Below are 22,870 nucleotides of genomic sequence, written 5' to 3'. Positions count from 1 at the left end.
AGGCCGCCGCATAGCTGCGATGTCGATTTCGCAGTGCGGTAGCAGGGAAGTGAATGCAGGATAGTTCTGGTTATTAGCGTTTCCGGCGGTGCTCGGGTAAAGGGAAATGGGGATCGCCGTGGGGGCAGATTCCGTATCCTCGCTTGACCCGGATTTGCCTGGCGCATGATTGCTCTGGTCCGTATTGCCCTGAGCCGGCCCTATACGTTCGTCGTGCTGGCACTCCTGCTGCTGATCATCGGACCGCTCGCGGCGCTCCGGACCCCGACCGACATCTTTCCGGACATCCGCATTCCCGTGATCGGCGTGGTCTGGCAGTACACCGGCCTGCCGCCCGACCAGATGTCCGGCCGCATCACGACGCCGTTCCAGCGTGCGCTGACGACCACGGTCAACGACATCGAGCACATCACCGCCAATTCCTATAACGGCTTTGGTATCATCAAGATCTTCTTCCAGCCCAACGTCGACATCCGTACCGCCAACGCGCAAGTCACCGCGATCTCGCAGACGCTGATCAAGCAGATGCCGCCGGGCGCGACGCCGCCCTTGATCCTGAACTACTCGGCCTCCACCGTCCCGATCATCCAGGTGGCGCTGTCGGGCGACGGGCTCACCGAGCAGAACCTCGCCGACATCGGCATCAATCAGCTCCGCACGCCGCTGGTCACCGTGCCCGGCGCGGCGATCCCGTACCCGTTCGGCGGCAAGCAGCGCCAGATCCAGATCGACCTCGATCCCACCGCGCTGCAGGCCCGCGGCCTGTCCGGCCAGGACGTCGCCAATGCGCTCGCCGCGCAGAACCTGATCACGCCGGTCGGCACCCAGAAGATCGGCCAGTTCGAGTACAACATCCAGCTCAACAACTCGCCGCTCAGGATCGACGAGCTCGGCAACCTTCCGATCAAGACGGTGAACGGCGCGATGGTCTATGTGCGCGACGTCGCCACCGTGCGCGACGGCAATCCGCCCCAGACCAACATCGTCCATGTCGACGGCAACCGCTCGGTGCTGATGATGGTGCTGAAGGCGGGCGCGACCTCGACGCTCGATATCATCGCCGGCATCAAGCAGAAGGTGATCGAGGTCAAGGACCAGCTCCCGGACGCGCTCAAGATCGGCTTCATCGGCGACCAGTCGGTGTTCGTGCGCGGCGCGATTCAAGGCGTCGCGGTCGAGGGCGTGATCGCGGCGCTGCTCACCAGCGTCATGATCCTGTTGTTCCTCGGCAGCTGGCGCTCGACCATCATCATCGCGGTGTCGATTCCGCTGTCGGTGCTGGGCGCCATCATCATGCTGTCGGCGATCGGCGAGACGCTCAACATCATGACACTCGGCGGCCTTGCGCTCGCAGTCGGCATCCTCGTCGACGACGCCACCGTCACGATCGAGAACATCAATTACCATCTGGAGCAGGGCAAGCCGGTCGAGCAGTCGATCCTCGACGGCGCCAACCAGATCGTGACGCCGGCCTTCGTGTCGCTGCTCTGCATCTGCATCGTGTTCGTGCCGATGTTCTTCCTCTCGGGCGTCGCGCGCTTCCTGTTCGTGCCGATGGCGGAAGCCGTGATGTTCGCGATGATCTGGTCGTTCATCCTGTCGCGCACGCTGGTGCCGACCATGGCGAACTATCTGCTGCAGGCGCATGTCCATCACGAAGGCGGGCCGCCGAAATCGCGCAATCCTTTTGTCTGGTTCCAGCGTGGCTTCGAGGCACGGTTCGAGCGCATCCGCGGCGGCTACCATGGCTTCCTCGGGCTGGCGCTGGCGCACCGCGCGGTGTTCGTGATCGGCTTCCTCTGTGTGGTCGGCGCCTCCTTCGCGCTGGTGCCGTTCCTCGGCCGCAATTTCTTTCCCGCGGTCGACGCCGGCAACATCCTGATGCATGTCCGCACCCAGGTCGGCACCCGTGTCGAGGAGACCGCCAACCAGCTCGCCGACGTGCAGAAGGCGGTCCGCAAGCTGATCCCCGGCGAGATCGAGACCATGACCGACAACATCGGCATGCCGATCTCCGGCATCAACATGACCTACAACAACACCGGCGTGATCGGCCCGCAGGACGGCGACATCCAGATCAAGCTGAGGGAGGGCCACAAGCCGACCGAGGAACACGTGCGCGTGCTGCGCGAGCAATTGCCGCGGCTGTTCCCCGGCGTCAGCTTCGCGTTCCTCCCTGCAGACATCGTCAGCCAGATCCTGAATTTCGGCGCGCCGGCGCCGATCGATCTCCAGATCCGCGGCGCCAATCTCAGTGCCAATTTCGCTTACGCCAACAATCTGCTGGCAAAAGTCCGCAGGATCCCCGGCGTTGCAGATGCGCGGATCCAGCAATCGCCGAACGCTCCGACCTTCAACATCGATGTCGACCGCACCCGCGCGCAATATGTCGGCCTGACCGAGCGCGACGTCACCAACAGCCTCGTGGTCAATCTCGCCGGCTCCTCGCAGGTGGCGCCGACCTACTATCTCAACCCCGAGAACGGCGTGTCCTACTCGATCGTGATGCAGACGCCGCAGTACCAGATCGATTCGCTGAGCGCGCTGCAGACGCTGCCGATCACCGCGGCCGGCAATGCGCAGTCACCAATCCTCGGCGGCATCGCCGACATCAAGCGTTCGAGCTCGAGCGCGGTTGTCTCGCAATACGACATCCAGTCGATGGTGCAGATCTTTGCGACGACCTCGGGCCGCGATCTCGGCGCGGTCTCCGCCGATATCCGCAAGGTGGTTGCCGAGACCGCCAAGGAGGTGCCGAAGGGTTCCTCCGTGGTGCTGCTCGGACAGGTGCAGACCATGAACAGCGCCTTCACCGGCCTGTTGTTCGGCCTGCTCGGCGCCGTCGTGCTGATCTATTTCCTGATCGTGGTGAACTTCCAGTCCTGGTCCGATCCGTTCGTGATCATCACGGCGCTGCCGGCCGCGCTCGCCGGCATCGTCTGGATGCTGTTCGCGACCGGGACCACGCTGTCGGTCCCCGCGCTCACCGGCGCCATCATGTGCATGGGCGTTGCGACCGCCAACAGCGTGCTGGTGATCTCCTTTGCACGCGAGCGCTACGAGGAGCTTGGCGATCCCGTCGCCGCGGCGCTCGAAGCCGGCTTCGTCCGGTTCCGCCCCGTGCTGATGACCGCGCTTGCCATGATCATCGGCATGGCGCCGATGGCGCTGGGGCTGGGCGAGGGCGGCGAGCAGAACGCGCCGCTCGGCCGCGCCGTGATCGGCGGCCTGATCTTTGCAACCTTCGCCACGCTGATGTTCGTTCCCGTGGTGTTCAGTATGGTCCACAAAAAGCAAGGCGCCAAAGCCGCCGCCCCATTGGAGACCCCGCATGTCGCCCACTGACCCCCGCTCCCCGGTTTCGCACCGGAAACTGGGCATCTTCGGCGTGGTGGCGCTGATCGCGGCCGGCCTCGTCGTCGGCACCGGCATCCGCGCGCGCGAGGAGCAGGGCTCCAGGCTGAAGGAATGGACCGACGATCAGGCCGTTCCCAGCGTCGCGGTGACCCAGCCCAGCGCCAAGGCGCTCAACGCCACCATCGATCTGCCGGGCCGGCTGGAAGCCTATTATCGCGCGCCGATCTTCGCGCGCGTGTCGGGCTATCTGAAGAGCTGGAGCGCCGATATCGGCGCCCGCGTCAAGGCCGGGCAGGTGATCGCCGAGATCGAGGCGCCGGACCTCGATCAGCAACTGCTTCAGGCTAGAGCCGACCTCGCCAGCCAGCAGGCCAGCGCCAGGCTGTCGGAAGCAACGCTGAACCGGCGCAAGACGCTGGTCGCCTCCAACTTCGTCTCGGCGCAGGAGATCGACGAGCGCACCGCCGATCTCTCCAACAAGAATGCCGCCGTCAATTCGGGCAAGGCCAATGTCGAGCGGCTGGAAGCGTTGGCTGGCTACAAGAAGATCACCGCGCCGTTCGACGGCGTCGTCACCGCGCGCGACACCGATGTCGGCGCGTTGATCAATGCCGGTGGCGGCTCGGGCCCGGCGATGTTCGTGATCTCCGACATCACCAAGCTGCGCGTCTATGTCAACGTGCCCCAGAATTACGTGCCGGCGATCAAGATCGGCGCCAAGGCGACGATCACACTGCCCGAGTATCCGAACCGGACTTTCCAGGCGACGGTGGAGGCGTCCTCGCAGGCCGTCGATATCGCCTCCGGCACCACGCGCATGCAGCTCGGGCTCGACAATTCCTCAGGCGAGCTGATGCCCGGCGGCTATGCCAGCGTCAAGCTCAACCTCCAGCGCGATACCGCGCCGCTCAGCATCCCCGCCAGCGCGCTGATCTTCAACAGCAGCGGCCTGCGCGTTGCCACCGTCGGTGCGGATGACAAGGTTCTGTTCAAGCCAGTGACCATCGCCCGCGACCTCGGCCGCGAGATCGAGCTGGCCTCGGGGATCACCGCGGACGACCGCGTCATCACGGCGCCGCCGGACGGGTTGTCGGACGGCGATCAGGTCCGCGTCGTCGGTGCGGGTGCGAAGGGCAAGCCGACGACCGCGTCGGAGAAGCAGGCGCCGAAGGGGTAGGGCGGCCTCGTGCCCCGGACGCAGCTCTCGTAGGGTGGGCAAAGGCGCTCTTGCGCCGTGCCCACCAATCTTTCCTGATCACATGAAGACGGTGGGCACGCTCCGCTTTGCCCACCCTACGAAACCTTCCACTCCGGCGCGCCATCCGCCGCCATTGCGATCTCGCCGAGCGATCCCACCGGCGTGCGATCCATGTCGAGTAGATGCGCCAGCGTGGCGCTATCGCCCGCCGGAATCCGCGCCAGCGTGCGCCTGTCATCTTCCGTCCGCAGCATCACCACGCCATGCTCGACCTCGCCGCCGCGGCCGTAGAGCACCGTGAAGCTCTCGACCTTGCCCTTGCCGCTTGCCTCAGTCACGAACTCCGGCACCGCGCGCTTGTTGCGGTCGGCCTCGCCCTGCACACTCGTCTCCTGCGCCAACGCCTCGCGCGGCCCCGCCTTCGCCACCACCAGCGCGTGATGCTTGGTAACGAAGCCGCCCTGGCCGTAGAGAAGGCCAAGTTTTGCGCCCTCGCGCACACGCCGCACCATCGCGCAGGCCGCATGCGTCATGTAGGTGTTGAGCGGGGCGCCGAAGAAGGTGAGGCCGCCGGTCACGGTCGGTTGCACGTCGGCGCCAAGGCCGAGCGTTCGCCGCGCCATCTTGGGCACGCAGGGGAAGCAGCTATAGAGCTCGATGGCGTCGAAGTTCTTGCCGTCGCCGCCGGCAAGGTCCATCACCGCTTTCAGCACCGCGTTCTGCGGATGGCTCTCGTAGAACTGGTCGCGCAACAGATAGTCGCGCGGCTCCTCCGCCGAGGCGCCGCCGAGCGGATAGACCAGCCTGTCCTCCGCGATGCCGAGCGCACGCGCCTTGGCGAGGCTGGTGAGCAGCAGCGCACCGCCCATGTTGACGCTGGGGTTGGCGACCATGAGCTTGTTGTAGGGCCAGGCGATCAGCCGGTTGTCCGCGGTCGGCGTCGTGATCTCCTCGGGCGCATAACGCCGCTTCAGCCAGGCATTGGGATTTTGCGCGGCGGCTTCCGAATAGCGCGACCACAGCGTGCCGGATTCCGCCATCGCCTCGTGCGGCGTCTGGCCCCAATGCGCGGCTGAGGCGGCCTCGTAGAACGGATAGACGGTGACGGGACGAAACACGCCGAGCTTCACCGCCAGCGGCTTCTGGAACGCCGCGCCGCGCTTGGGCTCCTCGACATCATGGGCAAACGGTGTCCACGGCAGCTTTGCCCCAGTGCGTTCCGCTTTGGTCGCGGTCGATTGCGCTTCCGCGCCGCACACCGCCGCCACGCTGCATTCGCCGCGTGCGATGCGCTTGGCGGCTTCGTGGATGTAGCGGATCGGGCTCTCGCCGCCGACCGGGCCGTAATAGCAATGCGCGGGCGTGATGCCGAGGCGCTGCGCCAACAGCTGCTCCGGATCGCGGTAGCGCCAGCTCAGGAAGTTGACGACGTCGAGCGACTGCACCTCGCCGAGCAACTTTGCGCCGGCATCTGTTTCCGCGCGCCGCAGTGCCTGCTCCAGCAGGTCGAGCGGCTCGAGGCCGTCAGTGATGTCTTTCGGGCGATCGACAATCTCGCCGATGCCGACGATGACGGGGATGCGGTCTTCGGGAATATTGGTCATGTCTTCTTGCTTTACGTTTCAGATCTCGGGCACGCCGTCGCCCTTCGAGGCTCGCTGCGCGGCGCTTCGCACCACGCGGCTCGCACCTCAGGGTGACGGCTACGGAGGAAGCGTCATCCTGAGGTGCGAGGCCGGCGGCGCAACGCGCCGTCGGTGGAGCCTCGAAGGATGGGCCACGGGCGCGATGCCGGCCACCGGCAATCACTCCGCCACCAGCGCATTCATGTGCTCGACGGCTTCGGCGAAATCTTCCTTGAACTCCTGCACCACCGCGCCCGCCGACTTCACGCTGTCGATGAGCCCGACGCCCTGGCCGACGAAATAGCTGACGAGATCGCGCGCCTTGGCGTTGCCGCTCGCCGCCGCGCGGTCGATCGAATTGAAGGCATCGCGGCTGACGATGCTCTGCAGCGGCATCGGCAGTGCGCCGGGGCTGTCCGGCGCGCGGTCCCAGGCATCGGTCCAGACCGAGCGGAGCTGCCGCGCCGGCTTGCCGGTGCGGCCTTTCGAGCGGACTGCATCACGGGAAGAGGCCGCGATCATCTTCTCGCGAAAGATCTCCGTGGTCTCGGCTTCCACCGTCGCAAGCCACACCGAGCCGGTCCAGGCGCCGGCCGCGCCCATCGCCATGCACGCCGCCATCTGCCGTCCCGTCATGATGCCGCCGGCCGCCAGCACCGGCACGTCGCGGATGGGCTTGATCGCCTTGATCACCTCGGGCACCAGCACCATGGTCGAGACCTCGCCGCAATGCCCGCCAGCCTCGGTGCCCTGCACGACGAGGATGTCGACGCCGGCCGCGACCTGGCGCAGCGCGTGCTCCTTGGCGCCGACCAGCGCTGCGACCGGCACGCCGTGTTTCTTGCCCATCTCGATCATCGCCTTCGGCGGCACGCCCAGCGCATTGGCGATCAGGCGGATCGGATGATTGAAGGACACCTCGAGCAATTGCAGCGCCGTCTTTCCGTCGAACGGCTGCGGCTGATCGGCTGCGACCTCCGTGGTCGTCAGCTCGATGTCGTACTTCTTCAGGAGCTCGCGCGTGTAGGCGCGGTGCTCCTGCGGCACGCGCGCCTCCAGGCTCTTCCAGGTGACGTCCTTTTCGCCCGAGGTCGAGATGTTTTCGGGGATCAGCACGTCGATGCCGTAGGGCTTGCCGTCGACGTGATCGTCGATCCATTTCAGCTCGCGTTCGAGCGTATCGGGCGTGTGCACGGTGGCACCGAGCACACCGAAGCCGCCGGCGCGGCTGACGGCAGCGACGACGTCGCGGCAATGGCTGAAGGCCAGCAGCGGGAACTCGATGCCCAGCATGTCGCAGATCGGCGATTTCATGGCTCTCTCTCCCGGCGGTCTTCGCGTTCTCGTTGCTTTCGCGCGCGAAGCAAGGTGACGCTAGCCGATCGTCACTGGCGATGACAGGCCGGATTCGGCGAGGCATCTTGTGTGTAGGCGTCGCGCTCTACCCGAAGGCCGCTGCGTCCCAGTTGACGCCGTCATTCCGAGCTCGCCCTGCGGGCGGCCGGATGACGGGAGGAGCCTGCCATGACGAAACGGTGAGATGCCCCGCCCGGCAATGCAACTCGGAGGGCTTGTCATCGGCCATTCGCGGGCTAATTAATGCAGGCGCATCTTTCCGCCGGAGCTCCTCGCATGACCGATACCCCCGCCTACGTGCCGCCCAAAGTCTGGACCTGGAACAAGGAAAATGGCGGGCAGTTCGCCAGCATCAACCGCCCGATCGCCGGTCCGACCCACGACAAGGAGCTGCCGGTAGGCAAGCATCCCTTCCAGCTCTATTCGCTGGCGACGCCGAACGGGGTGAAGGTCACGGTGATGCTGGAGGAGCTTCTGGCGCTCGGCCATAAGGGGGCCGAATACGACGCCTGGCTGATCAGAATTGGCAACGGCGACCAGTTCGGCAGCGGCTTCGTCGACATCAACCCGAACTCCAAGATCCCCGCGCTGATGGACCGCTCCGGTCCGGAGCCGATCCGGGTGTTCGAGTCCGGCTCGATCCTGCTTTATCTCGCCGAGAAGTTCGGCGCCTTCCTGCCGAAGGACATCAAGAGCCGCACCGAGGCGATGTCCTGGCTGTTCTGGCAGATGGGCAGCGCGCCCTATCTCGGCGGCGGCTTTGGCCATTTCTACGCCTATGCGCCGTTCAAGATCGAATACGCCATCGACCGTTTCGCGATGGAGACCAAGCGCCAGCTCGACGTGCTCGACCGGCGCCTTGCCGACAACGAATATCTCGGCGGCAAGGAGTATACCATCGCCGACATGGCGGTGTGGCCCTGGTACGGCGCGCTCGCCAAGGGGCTGGTCTATGGCGCCGGCGAATTCCTCTCGGTGCAGGACTACAAGAACGTGCAGCGCTGGACCGACCAGATCGCGCAGCGCCCCGCCGTGAAACGCGGGCGCATGGTCAACCGCGTCTCCGGCGATCCCGCCAGCCAGCTGCACGAGCGGCACGATGCGAGCGATTTCGAGACGAAGACGCAGGACAAGGTCGAAGCGGCGAAGACTGCGTAACGTCGCTCACCGATGCCGTAGGGTGGGCAAAGCGAAGCGCGCCCACGGTTTCCAGCGCAACATGGAGGGATGGTGGGCACGTCGCTGACGCTCCTTTGCCCACCCTACGAAGGCTGATCCAGGCGCGTAGGGCGGATTAGCCGCAGGCGTAATCCGCCATCTTCGTCACGCGAAAGTTCGGCGGATTACGCCAGCGGACTGCGCTTCGCGCAGCCGCGGGCCAATCCGCCCTACGCTTTCTTCACGCCTTCCGCCGCCGGAAACACCACGCGATCGTCGGTGCGGCAGTAGCGGTCGGCGAACATGCGGCCGATCGGGTGATAGCGGTCCATGTGCACTCGCATTGCCTCGTCGTCCCAGAGCTCGTCGCGGATGTGGAAGTGGATGCCTTCGCCCATGATCAGGCGGCGATCGTCGTTGACGTCGATCAGCTTCCAGAGCTTGCACTCCATCGCCCAGGGCGTGTCGGCCAGCCGCGGCACGGCAATGCTGGTCGAGGGCGCAAGCTTCAGGCCGAGATGGTCGGGCTCGCCGATCTCGGGCGGAAAGTCGCCGCTGCTCTCGTGCATCGCCTTCGCCAGCGGCTCGTCGGCGATGTTGACGACGAACTCGCCGGTGCGCTGGATGTTCAGGAACGTGTCCTTGTCCTGACCGTTCGGCTTGCGGTTTGCGGCGAACATGCAGAGCGGCGGATCCTCGCAAAATGCGTTGAAGAAGCTGAACGGCGCGGCGTTGACCACGCCGGTCGGCCCGATCGAGGTCACCCACGCGATCGGCCGCGGCAGAATGAAGGAGGTCAGCACCTTGTAGCGCTCGCGTGGCGTAAGGTCGCTGGCGGCGTAATCCATGATGGCTCCTGGCGGAAAAGATTCCCGTAGGGTGGGCAAAGCGAAGCGTGCCCACCACCTCACGCGTAGGCCACAATGGTGGGCACGGCGCGCGAAGTGCGCGCCTTTGCTCACCCTACGGCTCTTCCCGAGCGGGAAGAGGAGGACCTTTTACGCCATGCTCAGCTCGTGGCGTCCGACCACCATCCAGTGCACCTCGTCCGGGCCGTCCGCAAAGCGCAGATGGCGCACGTCCTGGTACATCTCTGCGAGCGGGGTCCAGTGCGAGATGCCGGTGGCGCCGTGCATCTGGATCGCCTGGTCGATGATCTTGCAGGCGCGCTCCGGCACCATGGCCTTGACCATGGAGACCCAGACGCGGGCCTCCTTGTTGCCGAGCACGTCCATCGCCTTGGCAGCCTTTAGCACCATCAGCCGCATCGCCTCGATCTCGCAGCGCGCCTGGGCGATGATCTGCATGTTGCCGCCGAGATGGGCGATCTTCTTGCCGAAGGCTTCGCGGGTGAGGCCACGCTGCACCATCAGATCGAGCGCCTTCTCGGCCTTGCCGATGGTGCGCATGCAGTGATGGATGCGGCCGGGGCCAAGGCGGAGCTGCGAGATCTCGAAGCCGCGGCCTTCGCCGAGCAGCATGTTCTCCTTCGGCACCCGCACATTGTTGAAGCGCATGTGCATGTGGCCGCGCGGGGCGTGGTCCTGGCCGAACACATACATGGGCCCGAGCACCTCGACACCGGGCGTGTCGCGCGGCACCAGGATCTGCGACTGCTGCTTGCTCGGCGCCGCGTCCGGATTGGTCTTCACCATCACGATCAGGATCTTGCAGCGGGGATCGCCGACGCCGGAGATGTAGTACTTCTCGCCGTTGATCACCCATTCGTCGCCGACGAGCTTTGCCGTCGTCGAGATGTTCTTGGCATCGGAGGAGGCGACGTTCGGCTCGGTCATGACATAGGCCGAGCGGATCTCGCCGTTGAGCAGCGGCTTCAGCCACTTCTCCTTCTGCTCCTTGGTGCCGACGCGCTCCAGCACCTCCATGTTGCCGGTGTCCGGCGCCGAGCAGTTCATGCTCTCGGACGCCAGCGGGCTCTTGCCGAGCTCGGAGGCGATATAGGCGTAGTCGAGATTCTTCAGGCCCTGGCCGGTCTCGTCGTCGGGCAGGAAGAAGTTCCAGAGGCCTTCCTGCTTGGCCTTGTTCTTGGCCTTCTCCAGCACCTCGAGCTGCTTCGGCGTGAAGCTCCAGCGGTCCTCCTTGCCTTCGCCGGCCTTGGCGAACTCGATCGACATCGGCTCGACGGTATCGCGGATGAACTTCTTGACGTGATCGTAGAGCGGCCGGACCTGGTCCGACATCCGGAGGTCGTTGAGCTCGTCGCCGGGATTGAGGGTATAGTTGGTGGTGCGGGGAATATAGGTGTGTTTTGTCATTGTTCCTCCCGGGGACGCTGAGATCGTTCTGGGCGCAAGAATAGTCGCAGCGCCGCCAAAGCGCGAGCGCGTATTTTTCACGCGGAGCCATGCCACGCGATGGAATATCGCGAGGGCGTTTGAAATGTTGTTTGAATGGGGTGGAGTGAGGCGGCAGGCGCGAGCCTCACTCTCCGTTGTCATCGCCCGACTTGATCGGGCGATCCAGTATCCCAGAGGCGGCAGTGATTGAATCGAGAAGCCGCGGCGTACTGGATTCCCCGCTTTCGCGGGGAATGACATCGAGGATGTGGCTAGATCACGCCGGCATCCGATGCATCGCGCAGATCTTGTTGCCGTCGAGGTCACGTAAATAGGCGAGATACAGTTTGCCGCCCGGGCCCTGGCGGATGCCCGGCGGATCCTCGATCGATTTTGCGCCGGCTGCGACGCCAGCCGCGTGCCACGCATCGACCTGCTCCGGCGAATTGCAGGCAAAGCCGATGGTGCCGCCATTCGCGCAGGTCGCCGGCTCGCCGTTGATCGGCTTCGACACCGAGAACACGCCGGTCTTGGTGATGTAGAAGATGCGGTGGCCGTCGACCCTGGCCGGCCGCACTTCGAGCGTGCTCAGCAGGTCGTCGTAGAACGACTTGGCCTTGTCGAGGTCGTTGGTGCCGATCATGATGTGTGAGAACATTTGCCCATTCCCTCAATGTTGTAGCCCGGATGGAGCGCAGCGAAATCCGGGTCTTGCTTGCTTTTGGCTGTCCCGGATTGCGCTGCGCTCCATCCGGGCTACGAAAATCAAAACGCGGTATAGCCGCCGTCAATCACGAACGTATCGGCCGTATGATACGACGACGCTTTGCTCATCAGATACACCGCGATGCCGCCGAAATCGGATGCCTCACCGAAGCGGCGCACCGGAATGCGGGGCATGACGTTGGCGACGAATTTTTCGTTGGTCATGAGACCCGACGTCATGTCGCTCTTGATCCAGCCCGGCAGGATCGCGTTCGCGGTGACGCCATGGCGCGCCAGTTCGACGCCGAGCGCGCGCACCAGCGCGTTGATCGCGGCCTTGGTCGCGGCATAATGCTCGTTGCGCGCGGTGCCGAAGATCGAGGCGAGGCTGGAAGTTGCCACCAGCCGGCCGAAGGGATCACCGGCATTGGCGCGGTCGGTCATGTGTCTTGCCGCGGCCTGGAAGGCGTGGAACACGCCGTCGAGATTGGTCGCAAACATCGTGCGCCATTCTTCCTCGGTGCGCTCGATGAAGGAGCGCCGGCCGCCGCCGCCGATGCCGGCATTGGCGAAACAGCCGTCGACCCGGCCGAAGGTGTCGAGCGTCGCTTTCATCGCGGCGTTGACCGAAGCCGGATCGGTAACGTCGCAGACCCGGGTATCGACCTTGCCTGATAGCCCCGCCATGCTCGCGGCAGCAGCCTTGTTCTTGTCGGCATTGCGGCCCCAGATCGAGACGTTGCAACCCTGGCCGGCGAGCCCCTGTGCGATGCCGAGGCCGATGCCGCCATTGCCGCCGGTGATCACGGCGACGCGGCCGGAGAGGTCGAAAAGGTTCATGGCGCGTTTCCTGTTTTTGGGTATCGGCGCATCAGCCGCTGCGCGCAAGATTGCTTGCTATGCTCTGATCACCATGGACAAGACCGCGCCAAAAATCAAATATGCGCCCCGACAAAACGAATTCCGGTCTGCGAAACTGACGCAGGCCGCAACTGACGAGGAAACCATGCAGTTCAAACACGTCACGCTCGATTTCGATGGCTCGGTCGCAGTCCTCAGGCTCGACCATCAGGAGGTGATGAACGCGGTCTCCGTGGACATGCTGGGTGGTCTCGCCGAGGCGCTCGATGCGATCGAGGAGAAGAAGGACGAGGTGCGCTGCGTGGTGCTGACCGGCGCGGGCCGGGCGTTCTGCACCGGCGCCAATCTGCAAGGGCGCAACAACCAGTCGAAGAAGACCAAGGCCGGCCTGACGCTGGAGACCGGCTTTCATCCGTTCCTGCGCCGCATCCGCAATCTGCACTGCCCGATCGTGACCGCGGTCAACGGCCCGGCGGCGGGCGCCGGCATGAGCTTCGCGCTGCTCGGCGACATGATTTTATGCGCGCGTTCGTCCTACTTCCTGCAGGCTTTCCGCCGCATCGGCCTCGTGCCGGATTGCGGCTCGACCTGGCTGTTGCCGCGCCTCGTCGGCCGCGCGCGCTCGATCGAATTGTCGTTGATGGGCGAGCGGCTGCCGGCCGAGAAGGCGCTGGAATGGGGCCTCGTCAACCGCGTCTATGACGACGGCGTGCTGATGGAGGAGGCCATGAAGCTCGCGCGCGATCTTGCCAGCGGCCCGACGGTGGCGCTGTCGCTGATCCGCAAGCTCTATTGGGACAGCCCCGAAAATTCCTTCGAGGATCAGCTCAACCTCGAATTCCAGTGCCAGCTCCGCGCCGGCGATACCCAGGATTTCCGCGAGGGCGTCGGCGCGTTCCTGGAGAAGCGTCCCGCGCAGTTCAAAGGCAAATGATCGAAGCCGAGCTTTCACGCAGCGTCCGGCGCTGGTGCAAGGGCGCGACCGGCATCACCGGCGCGGCCAGATTGTCGGGCGGCGCCAGTCAGGAAACCTGGCGCTTCGACATCACGCATCCCGATGGCGGGATCGGCGCGATCCTGCGCCGCTCGCCGAAGGGTTATGGCGCAGCGCCGACGCGCGCAGCGGGTCTTGCGGCTGAAGCGCAGCTGATGCAGCTCGCTTATGAGGCCGGCGTGCCGTCGCCGCGCGTGATGCATGTGCTCGTGCCGGAGGATGATCTCGGCACCGGCTTCATCATGCAAAGGGTCGAGGGCGAGACCATCGCGCGCAAGATTCTTCGCGATGACGAATATGCGGCGGCGCGGCCGCATCTCGCGCGGCAGATCGGCGGCATTCTTGCTGGCCTTCATAGGCTGCCAAAGGACAAGCTGCCCGAGCTGCGCAGCAGGTCGGCGACCCAGGAGATTTCCGAGTTCGAGCGCGATTATCGCAGCCTGAACTGGCCGAAGCCGGTGTTCGAGCTGGCGCTGCGCTGGCTGCGCGACAACGATCCGGGTCCGTCGGCCGAGGAGACGCTGGTGCACGGCGATTTCCGCAACGGCAATCTCATCATCGGCCGCGATGGCGTCCGCGCCGTGCTCGACTGGGAGCTCGCCCATCTCGGCGATCCCATGGAGGATCTCGGCTGGGTCTGCGTCAACTCCTGGCGTTTCGGCGAGATCGACAAGCCCGTCGGCGGCTTTGGCTCGCGCGAGGAGCTGTTCGCGGGCTATGAGGCCGCGGGCCGCCAGGTCGATCCCGCGCGCGTGAAATTCTGGGAAGTGATGGGCACGCTGCGCTGGGGCATCATGTGCGGCGGCATGATGCAGCGCTTTCGCGAGGGGCCTGACCATTCCATGGAACGCGCGATGATCGGCCGCCGCGCGAGCGAGACCGAGATCGATCTGTTGCGGCTCTTGGCGCCGCGCGGGAGCTGAGCGATGCAGGACGAACCGACCCCGATCGAGCTGACCAAGTCAGTCGCCGATTTCTTGCGCAACGACATCACCCCGCTGATCTCCGGCCACCAGGCCTTCAAGCTGCGCGTCGCTATCAACATTCTCGATCTCGTCACGCGGCAATTGACGCGGGAGGAGGGGAGTGATGCTGCGGAGGTCGAGCGCCTGCGCTCGCTGCTCGGCATCGACGGCTCGGTCGCCGATCTCAACCACGCGCTCGCCGAGCGCATCGCCAAGAGCGAGCTCGACCTCGCAACACCGGGCCTCGCCGAGCACCTGTGGGCGACCACGATGGACAAGCTGGCGGTCGATCAGCCGAACTACGCCTCGTACAAGCGGGAGCTGGGGCGAGGCGGGTAGGCAGCGCCACATTCTCCGCTGTCATCGCCCGGCTTGACCGGGCGATCCAGTATTCCAGAGAGGGCAGCGATATACTGAGAGGCCGCGGCGTGCTGGATGCCCCGGTCAAGCCGGGGCATGACAGCGGTTATGTTGGCGAAATCCGTTGTCGTGACGGGAGGGACGGTCCTACTTCCCCACCCATTTCGGCGGCCGCTTCTCCGAGAACGCCTTCGGGCCCTCGATGTAATCCTGCGAGGCCGCCATCGCCTTCACCGCCGGATAGTCCCGCTGCTCCTCGATCGCCTGCTCCAGCGAGACGCCGAGCCCCTTCTGGATCGCCTGCTTGGAGGCCCGGATCGACATCGGCGAGTTCTTGGTGATCATGTCCGCCCAGCGCAGCGCGCCCGACAGCGCCTCGCCCTGCGGCACCACCTCGTTGACGAAGCCGAGCTCAAAACCTTCCTTGGCGCTGACATGGCGTGCGGTGAGGATCATGCCCATGGCGCGCTTCAGCCCGATCTGCCGCGGCAGCCGGTGCAGGCCGCCGGCGAGCGCGGCAAGGCCGACGCGCGGCTCGGGCAGGGCGAAAGTCGCATTCTCCGAGGCGATGATGAGGTCGCACGCGAGCGCGATCTCGAAGCCGCCGCCCATCGCGACGCCGTTCACCGCGGCGATGATCGGCTTGTCGCAGTCGAAGCGCGCGGTGAGGCCGGCAAAGCCGCCCTTGTCCCAGCCGCGTTTTCCTCCCGCTGCCTGCCATTTCAGATCGTTGCCGGCGCAGAACGCCTTGTCGCCGGCGCCGGTGACGATCGCGACCCACTGCTCGGCATCCGCGGAGAAATCGTCGAACACCTTCTGCAGCTCGAAATGCGCATCGGTGTGCAGCGCGTTGTAGACCTCGGGACGCGACAGCGTGACGATCGTGATCGGCCCCTTGCGTTCCACCTTTGAGAATTTCAGCTCCATCGCGCGCTCCCGCATTTTCTTCCGAAGGAATATTGCCGGCATATTACCGCGCGTCGGCGCCGGGGCACCATCGAATTGCGCTGGTGCGCCTTGCGCGCGTCACACGCCTCGCTTTGCTTGACTTGCACGCGCTCTTCTCAGCTTAATCGCACGAAGCGGAAATGCGCCTAGCGCCTTAACGCAAAACGATAAAATCAATCCGGGAGAGAACCTGTGGATTTCTCATTGCCAGCCGATCTCGTCGCCTATCTCGGAGAGCTCGACCGTTTCATCGAACGCGAGATCAAGCCGCTGGAAGAGGCCGACGACAACATCCGCTTCTTCGATCATCGCCGTGAATGGGCGCGCACCGATTTCGAGAATGGCGGCCTGCCGCGGCATGAATGGGAGGCTTTGCTGCGCAAGGCGAAAGATCTCGCGGATGCCGCCGGCCATCTGCGCTTTCCCGTGCCGAGGCAATATGGCGGCAAGGATGGCTCCAATCTCTGGATGGCGGTGATCCGCGAGCATTTTGCCGCAAAAGGTCTCGGCCTGCACAACGATCTGCAGAACGAGCATTCCATCGTCGGCAACTTCCCCGTCGTCACCATGCTCGATCGCTATGGCCGCGACGATCAGAAGGCGATGATCGACGGCTCGATCAGGGGCAAGTACCGCATCACCTTCGGCCTCACCGAGCCGCATCACGGCTCCGACGCCACCCACATGGAGACGCGCGCGGTGCCGGCGATCCGCGACAACGTCAAGGGCTGGATCATCAACGGCGAGAAGATGTGGACCACGGGCATGCACGTCGCCACCCACTGCGCGCTGTTTGCGCGCACTGGCGGTAATGACGGCGATGCCCGCGGCATCACCTGCTTCCTGGTGCCGGCCAAGAGCCCTGGCGTCAAGGTCGAGGAATATATGTGGACCTTCAACATGCCGACCGACCACCCCCGCGTCAGCTTTACCGACGTGTTCGTACCGGAGGACGCGCTGTTCGGCGAGGTCGGCCGCGGCCTGTCGCTGGCGCAGTGTTTCGTGCATCAGAACCGTATCCGCCAAGCTGCGAGCTCGCTCGGCGCGGCCGTCTATTGCATCAACGAGAGTGTGAAATACGCGCGCGAGCGCAAGCCGTTCGGACGGGCGCTCGCCGAGAACCAGGCGATCCAGTTCCCGCTGGTCGAGCTTGCGACGCAGGCCGAGATGCTGCGCCTTCTGATCCGCAAGACCGCCTGGGAGATGGACCAGCTCACCGAGGAGCAGATCGAGCGCACGCTCTCGGATCGCGTCTCGATGTGCAACTACTGGGCAAACCGCCTCGCTTGCGAATCCGCCGACCGCGCCATGCAGGTCCATGGCGGCATGGGCTACTCACGCCACAAGCCGTTCGAGCACATCTACCGCCATCACCGCAGGTATCGCATCACCGAGGGGAGCGAGGAGATCCAGATGCGGAAGGTGGCGGGGTTCCTGTTCGGCTATATGGGGCCGGGGAAGCACTGAGGCTTGCACTGCAATCGTAGGGTGGGCAAAGCGACTTGTCGCGCCGTAGCTCGAAGAGCGTAGGCGGAAGCGTGCCCACCACACCTTGAATACGGAGCGAGATGGTGGGCACGGCGCTTTGCGCCTTTGCCCACCCTACGGCACCGCGGATCAATTCACCCGTCGATCCTTCCCCGCCCAATACGGCTCGCGCAACTGCCGCCGCAGGATCTTGCCGCTCGGATTCCGCGGCAGCGCCGGCAGGAACTCCACGCTCTTCGGCGTCTTGTAACCGGCGATGCGCGTCCGGGTGAAGTTGATGATGTCGGTGACGCTCGCCTCTTTGCCCGGCTTCATCACCACGACGGCCTTCACCGCCTCGCCCCATTTGTCGTCGGGCACGCCGATCACCGCGGCCTCGGCGACATCAGGATGATCGCACAGCGCGCTCTCGACCTCGGCGGGATAGATGTTCTCGCCGCCCGAGATGATCATGTCCTTGATGCGGTCGTGGATGTAGAGATAGCCGTCCTCGTCCATGTAGCCGGCATCGCCGGTGCGCAGCCAGCCGTCGGAACGAAGCGTCGCGGCGGTCGCCTCCGGTAAATTCCAGTAGCCCGCCATGTTGGAGCCCGAGCGCGTCGCGATCTCGCCGACCTCTCGTGGCGGCAACGGCTTGCCGTCGAGGTCGAGGATTGCGATTTCGATACCCGGCAGCGCCTTGCCCGCCGAGCGCATCCGCTCCAGCCCCTCGACGTGATCCTCTGGCGGCAGCGCGACGATGGTGCCCGTGGTCTCGGTCATCCCATACAGCTGCACGAAGCCGCATTTGAAAACCTCGATGCACTCCTTCAGCAGCGCCGCCGGTATGGGCGAGGCGCCATAGAGCATGTATTTCAATCGTGAAAAGTCCACCGTCCTGGCGCGTGGCTGCCGCACCACGAACTGCATCGCCGCCGGCACCATGAACAGCTTTGTGATGCCCGACTGCTCGAAGAAATCCAGAATCTTGGTCGGATCGAATTCGCGCGCGATCACGCCGCGGGCGCCGTGATATAGGCCCATCACACCCCAGCCGGAACCGCCGATGTGGAAGACCGGCATCGCCACCAGCGAGACGTCGTCGGTCGACCACCGGTTCCACTCCGGCTTGTCCTCGGCATTGCCTGATTGCACCAGGTTGAGGAAGTTGGCGTGGCTCAGCATCGCGCCCTTCGGCTTGCCCGTGGTGCCCGAGGTGTAGAGCTGGATCGCGATGTCGCGCGTCGCGATCGGCACCCCGGGATCGTCACCGCTCTGCGCATCGCGCCAGGCCGGAAAATCCTGCCATTCCGGCGCGCCGCCTTCGGTGGTGATGACAGTGCGCACGCCCGGTAGCTGGTCCCTGATCTGGCGGACCTGAGTGATGAACTCCGGCCCGACGAACAGCACCGCGGCCTTGCAATCGTCGACGATGAAGGCGACCTCGGGTCCCGCGAGCCGCCAGTTCACTGGCGCCATCACCACGCCGGCCTTCATCGCGCCCATCAGCAGCTCGAAATAGAGGTCGCTGTTCTTGCCGAGATAGGCGATGCGGTCGCCCTTGTTGACGCCCATCGCAATCAGCGCGTTGGCGACCTTGTTGGTCCTCGCATCGAATTCGGCAAAGCTGGTGGTGCGGCCCTCGAACTCATAGGCGATGGCGTTGCCGCGGCTTTTGGCGCGCTCGCGCACCATGTCGGCGAGAGTTGCCAATGGCTGTGTGGACATGTTTCTCCCGTGGAGTCTTGTTTTTATGCCGCGGAGTTTGGCGTCATCCGCGGGTGAAGACAAGATGGGGCCCGGCTGTCGTCCCGGACAAGCGCGCTTCAAGCGCGCAGATCCGGGATCCATAGCCACAGGGAGAAGTTTTACGATAACTCGGAGTTACCGTCTCGCGCCACACTCCTCCCTGTGGTTATGGGTCCCCGCCTTCGCGGGGACGACAGGTGAGGGTGGGGCGAAGACGTCAGCCCCTTACATGCCCCGCATTCGCGCCAGACAACTACCCCCGCTTCGCCCGGTCCTTCTCGTTCTGCGCCATGATGCTCTCCCGCGCGGTTTTCCAGTCGTCGTCGCTCCAGTCGCGGAGCTGGTAGAAATTGCCGCCCATGGCGAGCGCTTGCGCGCCATCCATGGCGATGGTCTCGCCGTTGATCCAGTCGCAGCCGCCGGAGATCAGGAACACCGCGACGTTCTGCAGTTCCTCCATGGTGCCGACGCGGCCCATCGGGTTCATCGCCTTGGTGCGTGCGCCGGCCTCGTCACCCGGCTTGATGCGCTTGCTCATGCCCTCGGTCGGGATCTCGCCGGGCGCGATGGTGTTGAGGCGGATGCCGTAGCGGCCCCATTCGGCCGCGAGCGACATCGTCATGGCATGGATCGCCGACTTGCTCATCGCCGACGGCACCACGTAGGGCGAGCCGTTGCGCACCCAGGTCGTGGTAATCGACACCACGTTGCCGGGCTGCTTGGCCGCGATCCAGCGCTTGCCGATCGCCTGCGTCACGTAGAACGTACCGTGCATGACGATGTTGGCGACGGCGTCGAAGCCGCGCGGCGACAGCTCCTCGCTGCGCGAGATGAAATTGCCGGCGGCGTTGTTGATGAGGTCGGTCAACGGCGCGTCGCGGAAGATGGTCTCCACCATCTCCTCGACCGCGAGTGCGTTGCGGATGTCGACGCCGTGGCTGGTGACGCGGCCGCCATACAGATCCATCAGCTCGGTCGCGGTCTCGTTGCATACGATCTTGCGCCGGCCGCAGATATGCACCTCGGCGCCGAGCTGGAGGAAGCGGGCCGCCATCGACTTGCCGAGTCCAGTGCCGCCGCCGGTCACGAGAATGCGCCGTCCGGCCAGAAGATTTTCCTTGAACATGGCTGTTTCTCCCGTACGGAATGTCAGTTAATTGGTCGATTGACTAAATCCGGCCGCCGGCGTCCTGTAAAGCGGCACTGAACAAGAACAGGCAAGAACCAGAGGAGAATTGATCCATGGAAGAGCGCGTCTCGATCTCGATCTCGGAAGGCGTCGCCGACGTGCGCCTGGTGCGCGCCGACAAGATGAATGCGCTGGATCAGGCGATGTTCGAGGCCCTTGTCGCCGCAACCGACCGGCTTTCGAAGGACAAGAGCGTGCGCGCTGTGGTCCTTTCCGGCGAGGGCCGCGCCTTCTGTGCCGGTCTCGACATGGGGCGTTTTGCCGCCATGAAGGAGAAGGGCGGCAATGGAATTCCGGGTGGCGAAAATCGCGATCTCACCAAGCGGACCCACGGCCAGGCGAACTTCCCGCAGCAGGCGGTGTGGGGCTGGCGTCAGCTTCCGGTTCCCGTGATTGCGGCCGTGCATGGCGTCGCCTTCGGCGGCGGCTTCCAGCTGTCACTCGGCGCCGACATGCGCTTCCTCTCCGCGGACGCGCGGATGTCGATCATGGAGATCAAATGGGGGCTCGTCCCTGACATGGCGGGCACGCCGATCCTTGCGAGCCTCGTGCGCGACGACATCCTGCGCGACCTCACTTACACCGGCCGCATCTTCTCCGCGCAGGAGGCGATGACCTACGGCCTCGCCACGCGCATCTGCGACGACCCGCGCGCGGCGGCGCTCGAAGTCGCGCGCGAGATCGCGGGAAAAAGCCCCGATGCGATCCGCGCGGCCAAGCGGCTGCTGAACAATCTCTCGGTCGATCCAGGTCCGGCACTGCTGGCGGAGTCGGTCGAGCAGCAGAAGCTGATCGGCAGCGCCAACCAGACCGAAGCGGTGCGCTCCAATCTGGAGAAGCGCGCGGCGAAGTATGCGGATTAGCTCGGTCCTCATCCCGAGGAGCCGCGCAGCGGCGTCTCGAGGGATGGCCACGGGCTCTCATGGTTCGAGACGGCGCTTCGCGCCTCCTCACCATGAGGGGCAACTCCAGCAAGAAGAAAAACAACAATGAGCGAAACGTCCCACTTCCTCGGCATCGTCTCCGGCGACCGCCGCCGCAGCCACACTGAGGTCGGAGCCCGCGCAGACCGCATCGCCTCCGGCCTCGCCAGGATCGGTGTCCGCCAAGGCGATTGCGTCTGCATGCTGATGCGCAACGACATCGCCTTCCTGGAGGCCGCCTACGCCGCGATGCGCCTCGGGGCCTATGGCGTTCCGATCAACTGGCACTTCAAGCCGGAAGAGATCACCTACATCCTGAACGACACCGGCACGTCCGTGCTGATCGGGCACGCCGACATGCTGCATGCCCTGCGCGATGCGATCCCTGAGGGCGTCACCGTGCTCAGCGTGCCGACGCCGCCGGAGATCCTGTCCAGCTACAGGATCAATCCCGATCATCTGAAGACGCCGGATTTCGCCATTGATTTCGAATCCTGGCTCGCGCAATTCCAGCCCTATGACGGCCCGGTCGTGCCGCAGCCGATGAACATGATCTATACCTCGGGAACGACAGGCCACCCCAAGGGCGTACGCCGCAACGCTCCGACGCCGGAGCAGCAGGCGGCGGGCGAACGCATGCGCGCGATGATTTATGGGCTCAAGCCCGGCGCCCGCGCGATCCTGCCGGGCCCGCTGTATCATTCCGCGCCGAATTCGTTCGGCATCCGCGCCGGCAAGCTCGGCGGCGCGCTGGTGCTGATGCCGCGCTTCGAGGCGGAAGAGTTCCTCGAGCTGATCGAGCGGTACAAGATCGACACCATCTTCATGGTGCCGACCATGTTCATCCGCCTGATGAAGCTGCCGGAGGCGGTGCGGAGGAAGTACGACGTCTCCTCGCTGCGCCACGTCATCCACGCCGCCGCGCCATGTCCGGCCGACGTCAAGCGCGCCATGATCGAATGGTGGGGGCCGGTGATCTACGAATTCTACGGCTCGACCGAGTCCAGCGCGGTGACGTTCGCGACCTCCGAGGACGCGCTGAAGAAGCCCGGCACGGTCGGCAAAATCTCGCCCGGTGCCGAGCTGCGCTTCCTCGGTGAGGACGGCCGCGTGCTCGGCGTCGGCGAGATCGGCGAGATCTATTCCCGCATGGCCGCGCTTGCCGATTTCACCTATCACAACAAGCCGGAGAAGCGCGCGGAGATCGACCGCGACGGCTTCATCACCTCAGGCGACGTCGGTTACATCGACGAGGACGGCTACGTCTTCATCTGCGACCGCAAGCGCGACATGGTGATCTCGGGCGGCGTCAACATCTACCCGGCCGAGATCGAATCGGTGCTGCACGCTGTCCCCGGCGTGCATGATTGCGCGGTGTTCGGCATCCCTGACGCCGAATTCGGCGAGGCGCTGATGGCCGTGGTGGAGCCGCAAGCCGGCGTCGCGCTCGCAGCCGCCGACGTCCGCGCCGCGCTGAAGGCGCATCTGGCCGATTACAAGGTTCCAAAACACATCGAGATCCGCAGCGGCCTGCCGCGCGAAGATTCCGGCAAGATCTTCAAGCGCCGCCTCCGCGATCCCTATTGGGAGCAGGCGGGGCGGAAGATCTGAGGCGGTGCCGTAGGGTGGGCAAAGCGACTGGTCCGCCGTAGCTCGAAGAGCGAAGGCGGAAGCGTGCCCACGTTCTGAATGTGATCCGGAAAGATTGGTGGGCACGG

The 22,870-nt window shown here is 65.0% G+C and carries 18 protein-coding genes; 9 read left to right on the top strand and 9 right to left on the bottom strand.

Features of this window, described 5'->3' with window-relative positions:
- Nucleotides 1-165: 165 nt before the first annotated feature.
- Both BM190_RS23380 and BM190_RS23375 read left to right on the top strand, forming a co-directional pair.
- Nucleotides 166-3,345, top strand: coding sequence for an efflux RND transporter permease subunit (locus BM190_RS23380; protein ID WP_092259478.1), 3,180 nt, complete (start codon nucleotides 166-168; stop codon nucleotides 3,343-3,345).
- A complete protein-coding gene (locus BM190_RS23375) occupies nucleotides 3,332-4,534 on the top strand; it encodes an efflux RND transporter periplasmic adaptor subunit (protein WP_092259475.1) in 1,203 nt (400 codons plus the stop codon). The genes BM190_RS23380 and BM190_RS23375 overlap by 14 nt, the downstream gene beginning before the upstream one ends.
- A gap of 116 nt (nucleotides 4,535-4,650) precedes the next feature.
- On the opposite strand, the gene BM190_RS23370 is transcribed toward BM190_RS23375, so the two are convergent.
- On the bottom strand, nucleotides 4,651-6,159 hold the full coding sequence (locus BM190_RS23370; RefSeq protein WP_092259472.1) for an acetyl-CoA acetyltransferase: 1,509 nt from the start codon (nucleotides 6,157-6,159) through the stop codon (nucleotides 4,651-4,653).
- A gap of 201 nt (nucleotides 6,160-6,360) precedes the next feature.
- Complete coding sequence (locus BM190_RS23365) at nucleotides 6,361-7,494, bottom strand: nitronate monooxygenase (RefSeq protein WP_018315632.1); 1,134 nt, start codon at nucleotides 7,492-7,494, stop codon at nucleotides 6,361-6,363.
- 318 nt (nucleotides 7,495-7,812) lie between these two features.
- Here BM190_RS23365 and yghU point away from each other — a divergent pair, with 318 nt between their 5' ends.
- The gene (gene yghU / locus BM190_RS23360; protein WP_092259468.1) at nucleotides 7,813-8,694 is read left to right on the top strand and encodes a glutathione-dependent disulfide-bond oxidoreductase; all 882 of its coding nucleotides are present in this window, start codon (nucleotides 7,813-7,815) and stop codon (nucleotides 8,692-8,694) included.
- Between the two features lie 230 nt (nucleotides 8,695-8,924).
- On the opposite strand, the gene BM190_RS23355 is transcribed toward yghU, so the two are convergent.
- The 4 genes from BM190_RS23355 to BM190_RS23340 all read right to left on the bottom strand — a co-directional run bounded on the left by BM190_RS23355 (nucleotide 8,925) and on the right by BM190_RS23340 (nucleotide 12,536).
- Complete coding sequence (locus tag BM190_RS23355; RefSeq protein ID WP_092259465.1) at nucleotides 8,925-9,542, bottom strand: flavin reductase family protein; 618 nt, start codon at nucleotides 9,540-9,542, stop codon at nucleotides 8,925-8,927.
- 150 nt (nucleotides 9,543-9,692) lie between these two features.
- Nucleotides 9,693-10,970, bottom strand: a complete 1,278-nt coding sequence (locus BM190_RS23350; RefSeq protein ID WP_028143270.1) for an acyl-CoA dehydrogenase family protein — start codon at nucleotides 10,968-10,970, stop codon at nucleotides 9,693-9,695.
- 298 nt (nucleotides 10,971-11,268) lie between these two features.
- Nucleotides 11,269-11,649 (bottom strand): VOC family protein, encoded by a 381-nt coding sequence (locus tag BM190_RS23345; RefSeq protein ID WP_092259462.1) that lies wholly within the window; start codon nucleotides 11,647-11,649, stop codon nucleotides 11,269-11,271.
- 107 nt (nucleotides 11,650-11,756) lie between these two features.
- The gene (locus BM190_RS23340) at nucleotides 11,757-12,536 is read right to left on the bottom strand and encodes an SDR family NAD(P)-dependent oxidoreductase (protein WP_092259459.1); all 780 of its coding nucleotides are present in this window, start codon (nucleotides 12,534-12,536) and stop codon (nucleotides 11,757-11,759) included.
- 166 nt (nucleotides 12,537-12,702) lie between these two features.
- On the opposite strand from BM190_RS23340, the gene BM190_RS23335 reads away from it, so the two are divergent.
- From BM190_RS23335 to BM190_RS23325, 3 genes are read left to right on the top strand one after another with little or no spacing between them, the layout of a single operon-like run.
- Nucleotides 12,703-13,491 (top strand): enoyl-CoA hydratase/isomerase, encoded by a 789-nt coding sequence (locus tag BM190_RS23335; RefSeq protein ID WP_038947737.1) that lies wholly within the window; start codon nucleotides 12,703-12,705, stop codon nucleotides 13,489-13,491.
- Complete coding sequence (locus tag BM190_RS23330) at nucleotides 13,488-14,474, top strand: phosphotransferase family protein (protein ID WP_092259456.1); 987 nt, start codon at nucleotides 13,488-13,490, stop codon at nucleotides 14,472-14,474. Before BM190_RS23335 ends, BM190_RS23330 begins: the two co-directional genes overlap by 4 nt.
- 3 nt (nucleotides 14,475-14,477) lie before the next feature.
- Complete coding sequence (locus BM190_RS23325; protein ID WP_092259453.1) at nucleotides 14,478-14,855, top strand: DUF6285 domain-containing protein; 378 nt, start codon at nucleotides 14,478-14,480, stop codon at nucleotides 14,853-14,855.
- Nucleotides 14,856-15,023: 168 nt separating this feature from the next.
- Here the strand turns inward: BM190_RS23325 and BM190_RS23320 are convergent, their stop codons facing one another.
- On the bottom strand, nucleotides 15,024-15,803 hold the full coding sequence (locus tag BM190_RS23320) for an enoyl-CoA hydratase-related protein (protein WP_092259450.1): 780 nt from the start codon (nucleotides 15,801-15,803) through the stop codon (nucleotides 15,024-15,026).
- A gap of 213 nt (nucleotides 15,804-16,016) precedes the next feature.
- Between BM190_RS23320 and BM190_RS23315 the strand changes: the two genes are divergently transcribed.
- Nucleotides 16,017-17,291 carry an acyl-CoA dehydrogenase family protein gene (locus tag BM190_RS23315; protein ID WP_092259447.1) on the top strand — a complete coding sequence of 425 codons (1,275 nt, stop codon included), beginning with the start codon at nucleotides 16,017-16,019 and terminating at the stop codon, nucleotides 17,289-17,291.
- Nucleotides 17,292-17,441: 150 nt separating this feature from the next.
- Here BM190_RS23315 and BM190_RS23310 read toward each other — a convergent pair whose 3' ends face one another.
- Both BM190_RS23310 and BM190_RS23305 read right to left on the bottom strand, forming a co-directional pair.
- Nucleotides 17,442-19,019, bottom strand: coding sequence for a fatty acid--CoA ligase (locus BM190_RS23310; protein ID WP_092259444.1), 1,578 nt, complete (start codon nucleotides 19,017-19,019; stop codon nucleotides 17,442-17,444).
- Between the two features lie 274 nt (nucleotides 19,020-19,293).
- Nucleotides 19,294-20,166, bottom strand: coding sequence for an SDR family oxidoreductase (locus BM190_RS23305; protein ID WP_092259441.1), 873 nt, complete (start codon nucleotides 20,164-20,166; stop codon nucleotides 19,294-19,296).
- 116 nt (nucleotides 20,167-20,282) lie between these two features.
- Between BM190_RS23305 and BM190_RS23300 the strand changes: the two genes are divergently transcribed.
- Complete coding sequence (locus BM190_RS23300) at nucleotides 20,283-21,092, top strand: crotonase/enoyl-CoA hydratase family protein (protein ID WP_092259438.1); 810 nt, start codon at nucleotides 20,283-20,285, stop codon at nucleotides 21,090-21,092.
- 126 nt (nucleotides 21,093-21,218) lie between these two features.
- Nucleotides 21,219-22,763 (top strand): acyl-CoA synthetase, encoded by a 1,545-nt coding sequence (locus BM190_RS23295; RefSeq protein WP_092259435.1) that lies wholly within the window; start codon nucleotides 21,219-21,221, stop codon nucleotides 22,761-22,763.
- Nucleotides 22,764-22,870 lie beyond the last annotated feature (107 nt).

This window comes from Bradyrhizobium sp. Rc3b, from assembly GCF_900114915.1.
Lineage (GTDB): Bacteria > Pseudomonadota > Alphaproteobacteria > Rhizobiales > Xanthobacteraceae > Bradyrhizobium.
The sequence above is the reverse complement of the archived record's forward strand: the minus strand, read 5'-3'. Positions and strand labels throughout refer to the sequence as shown.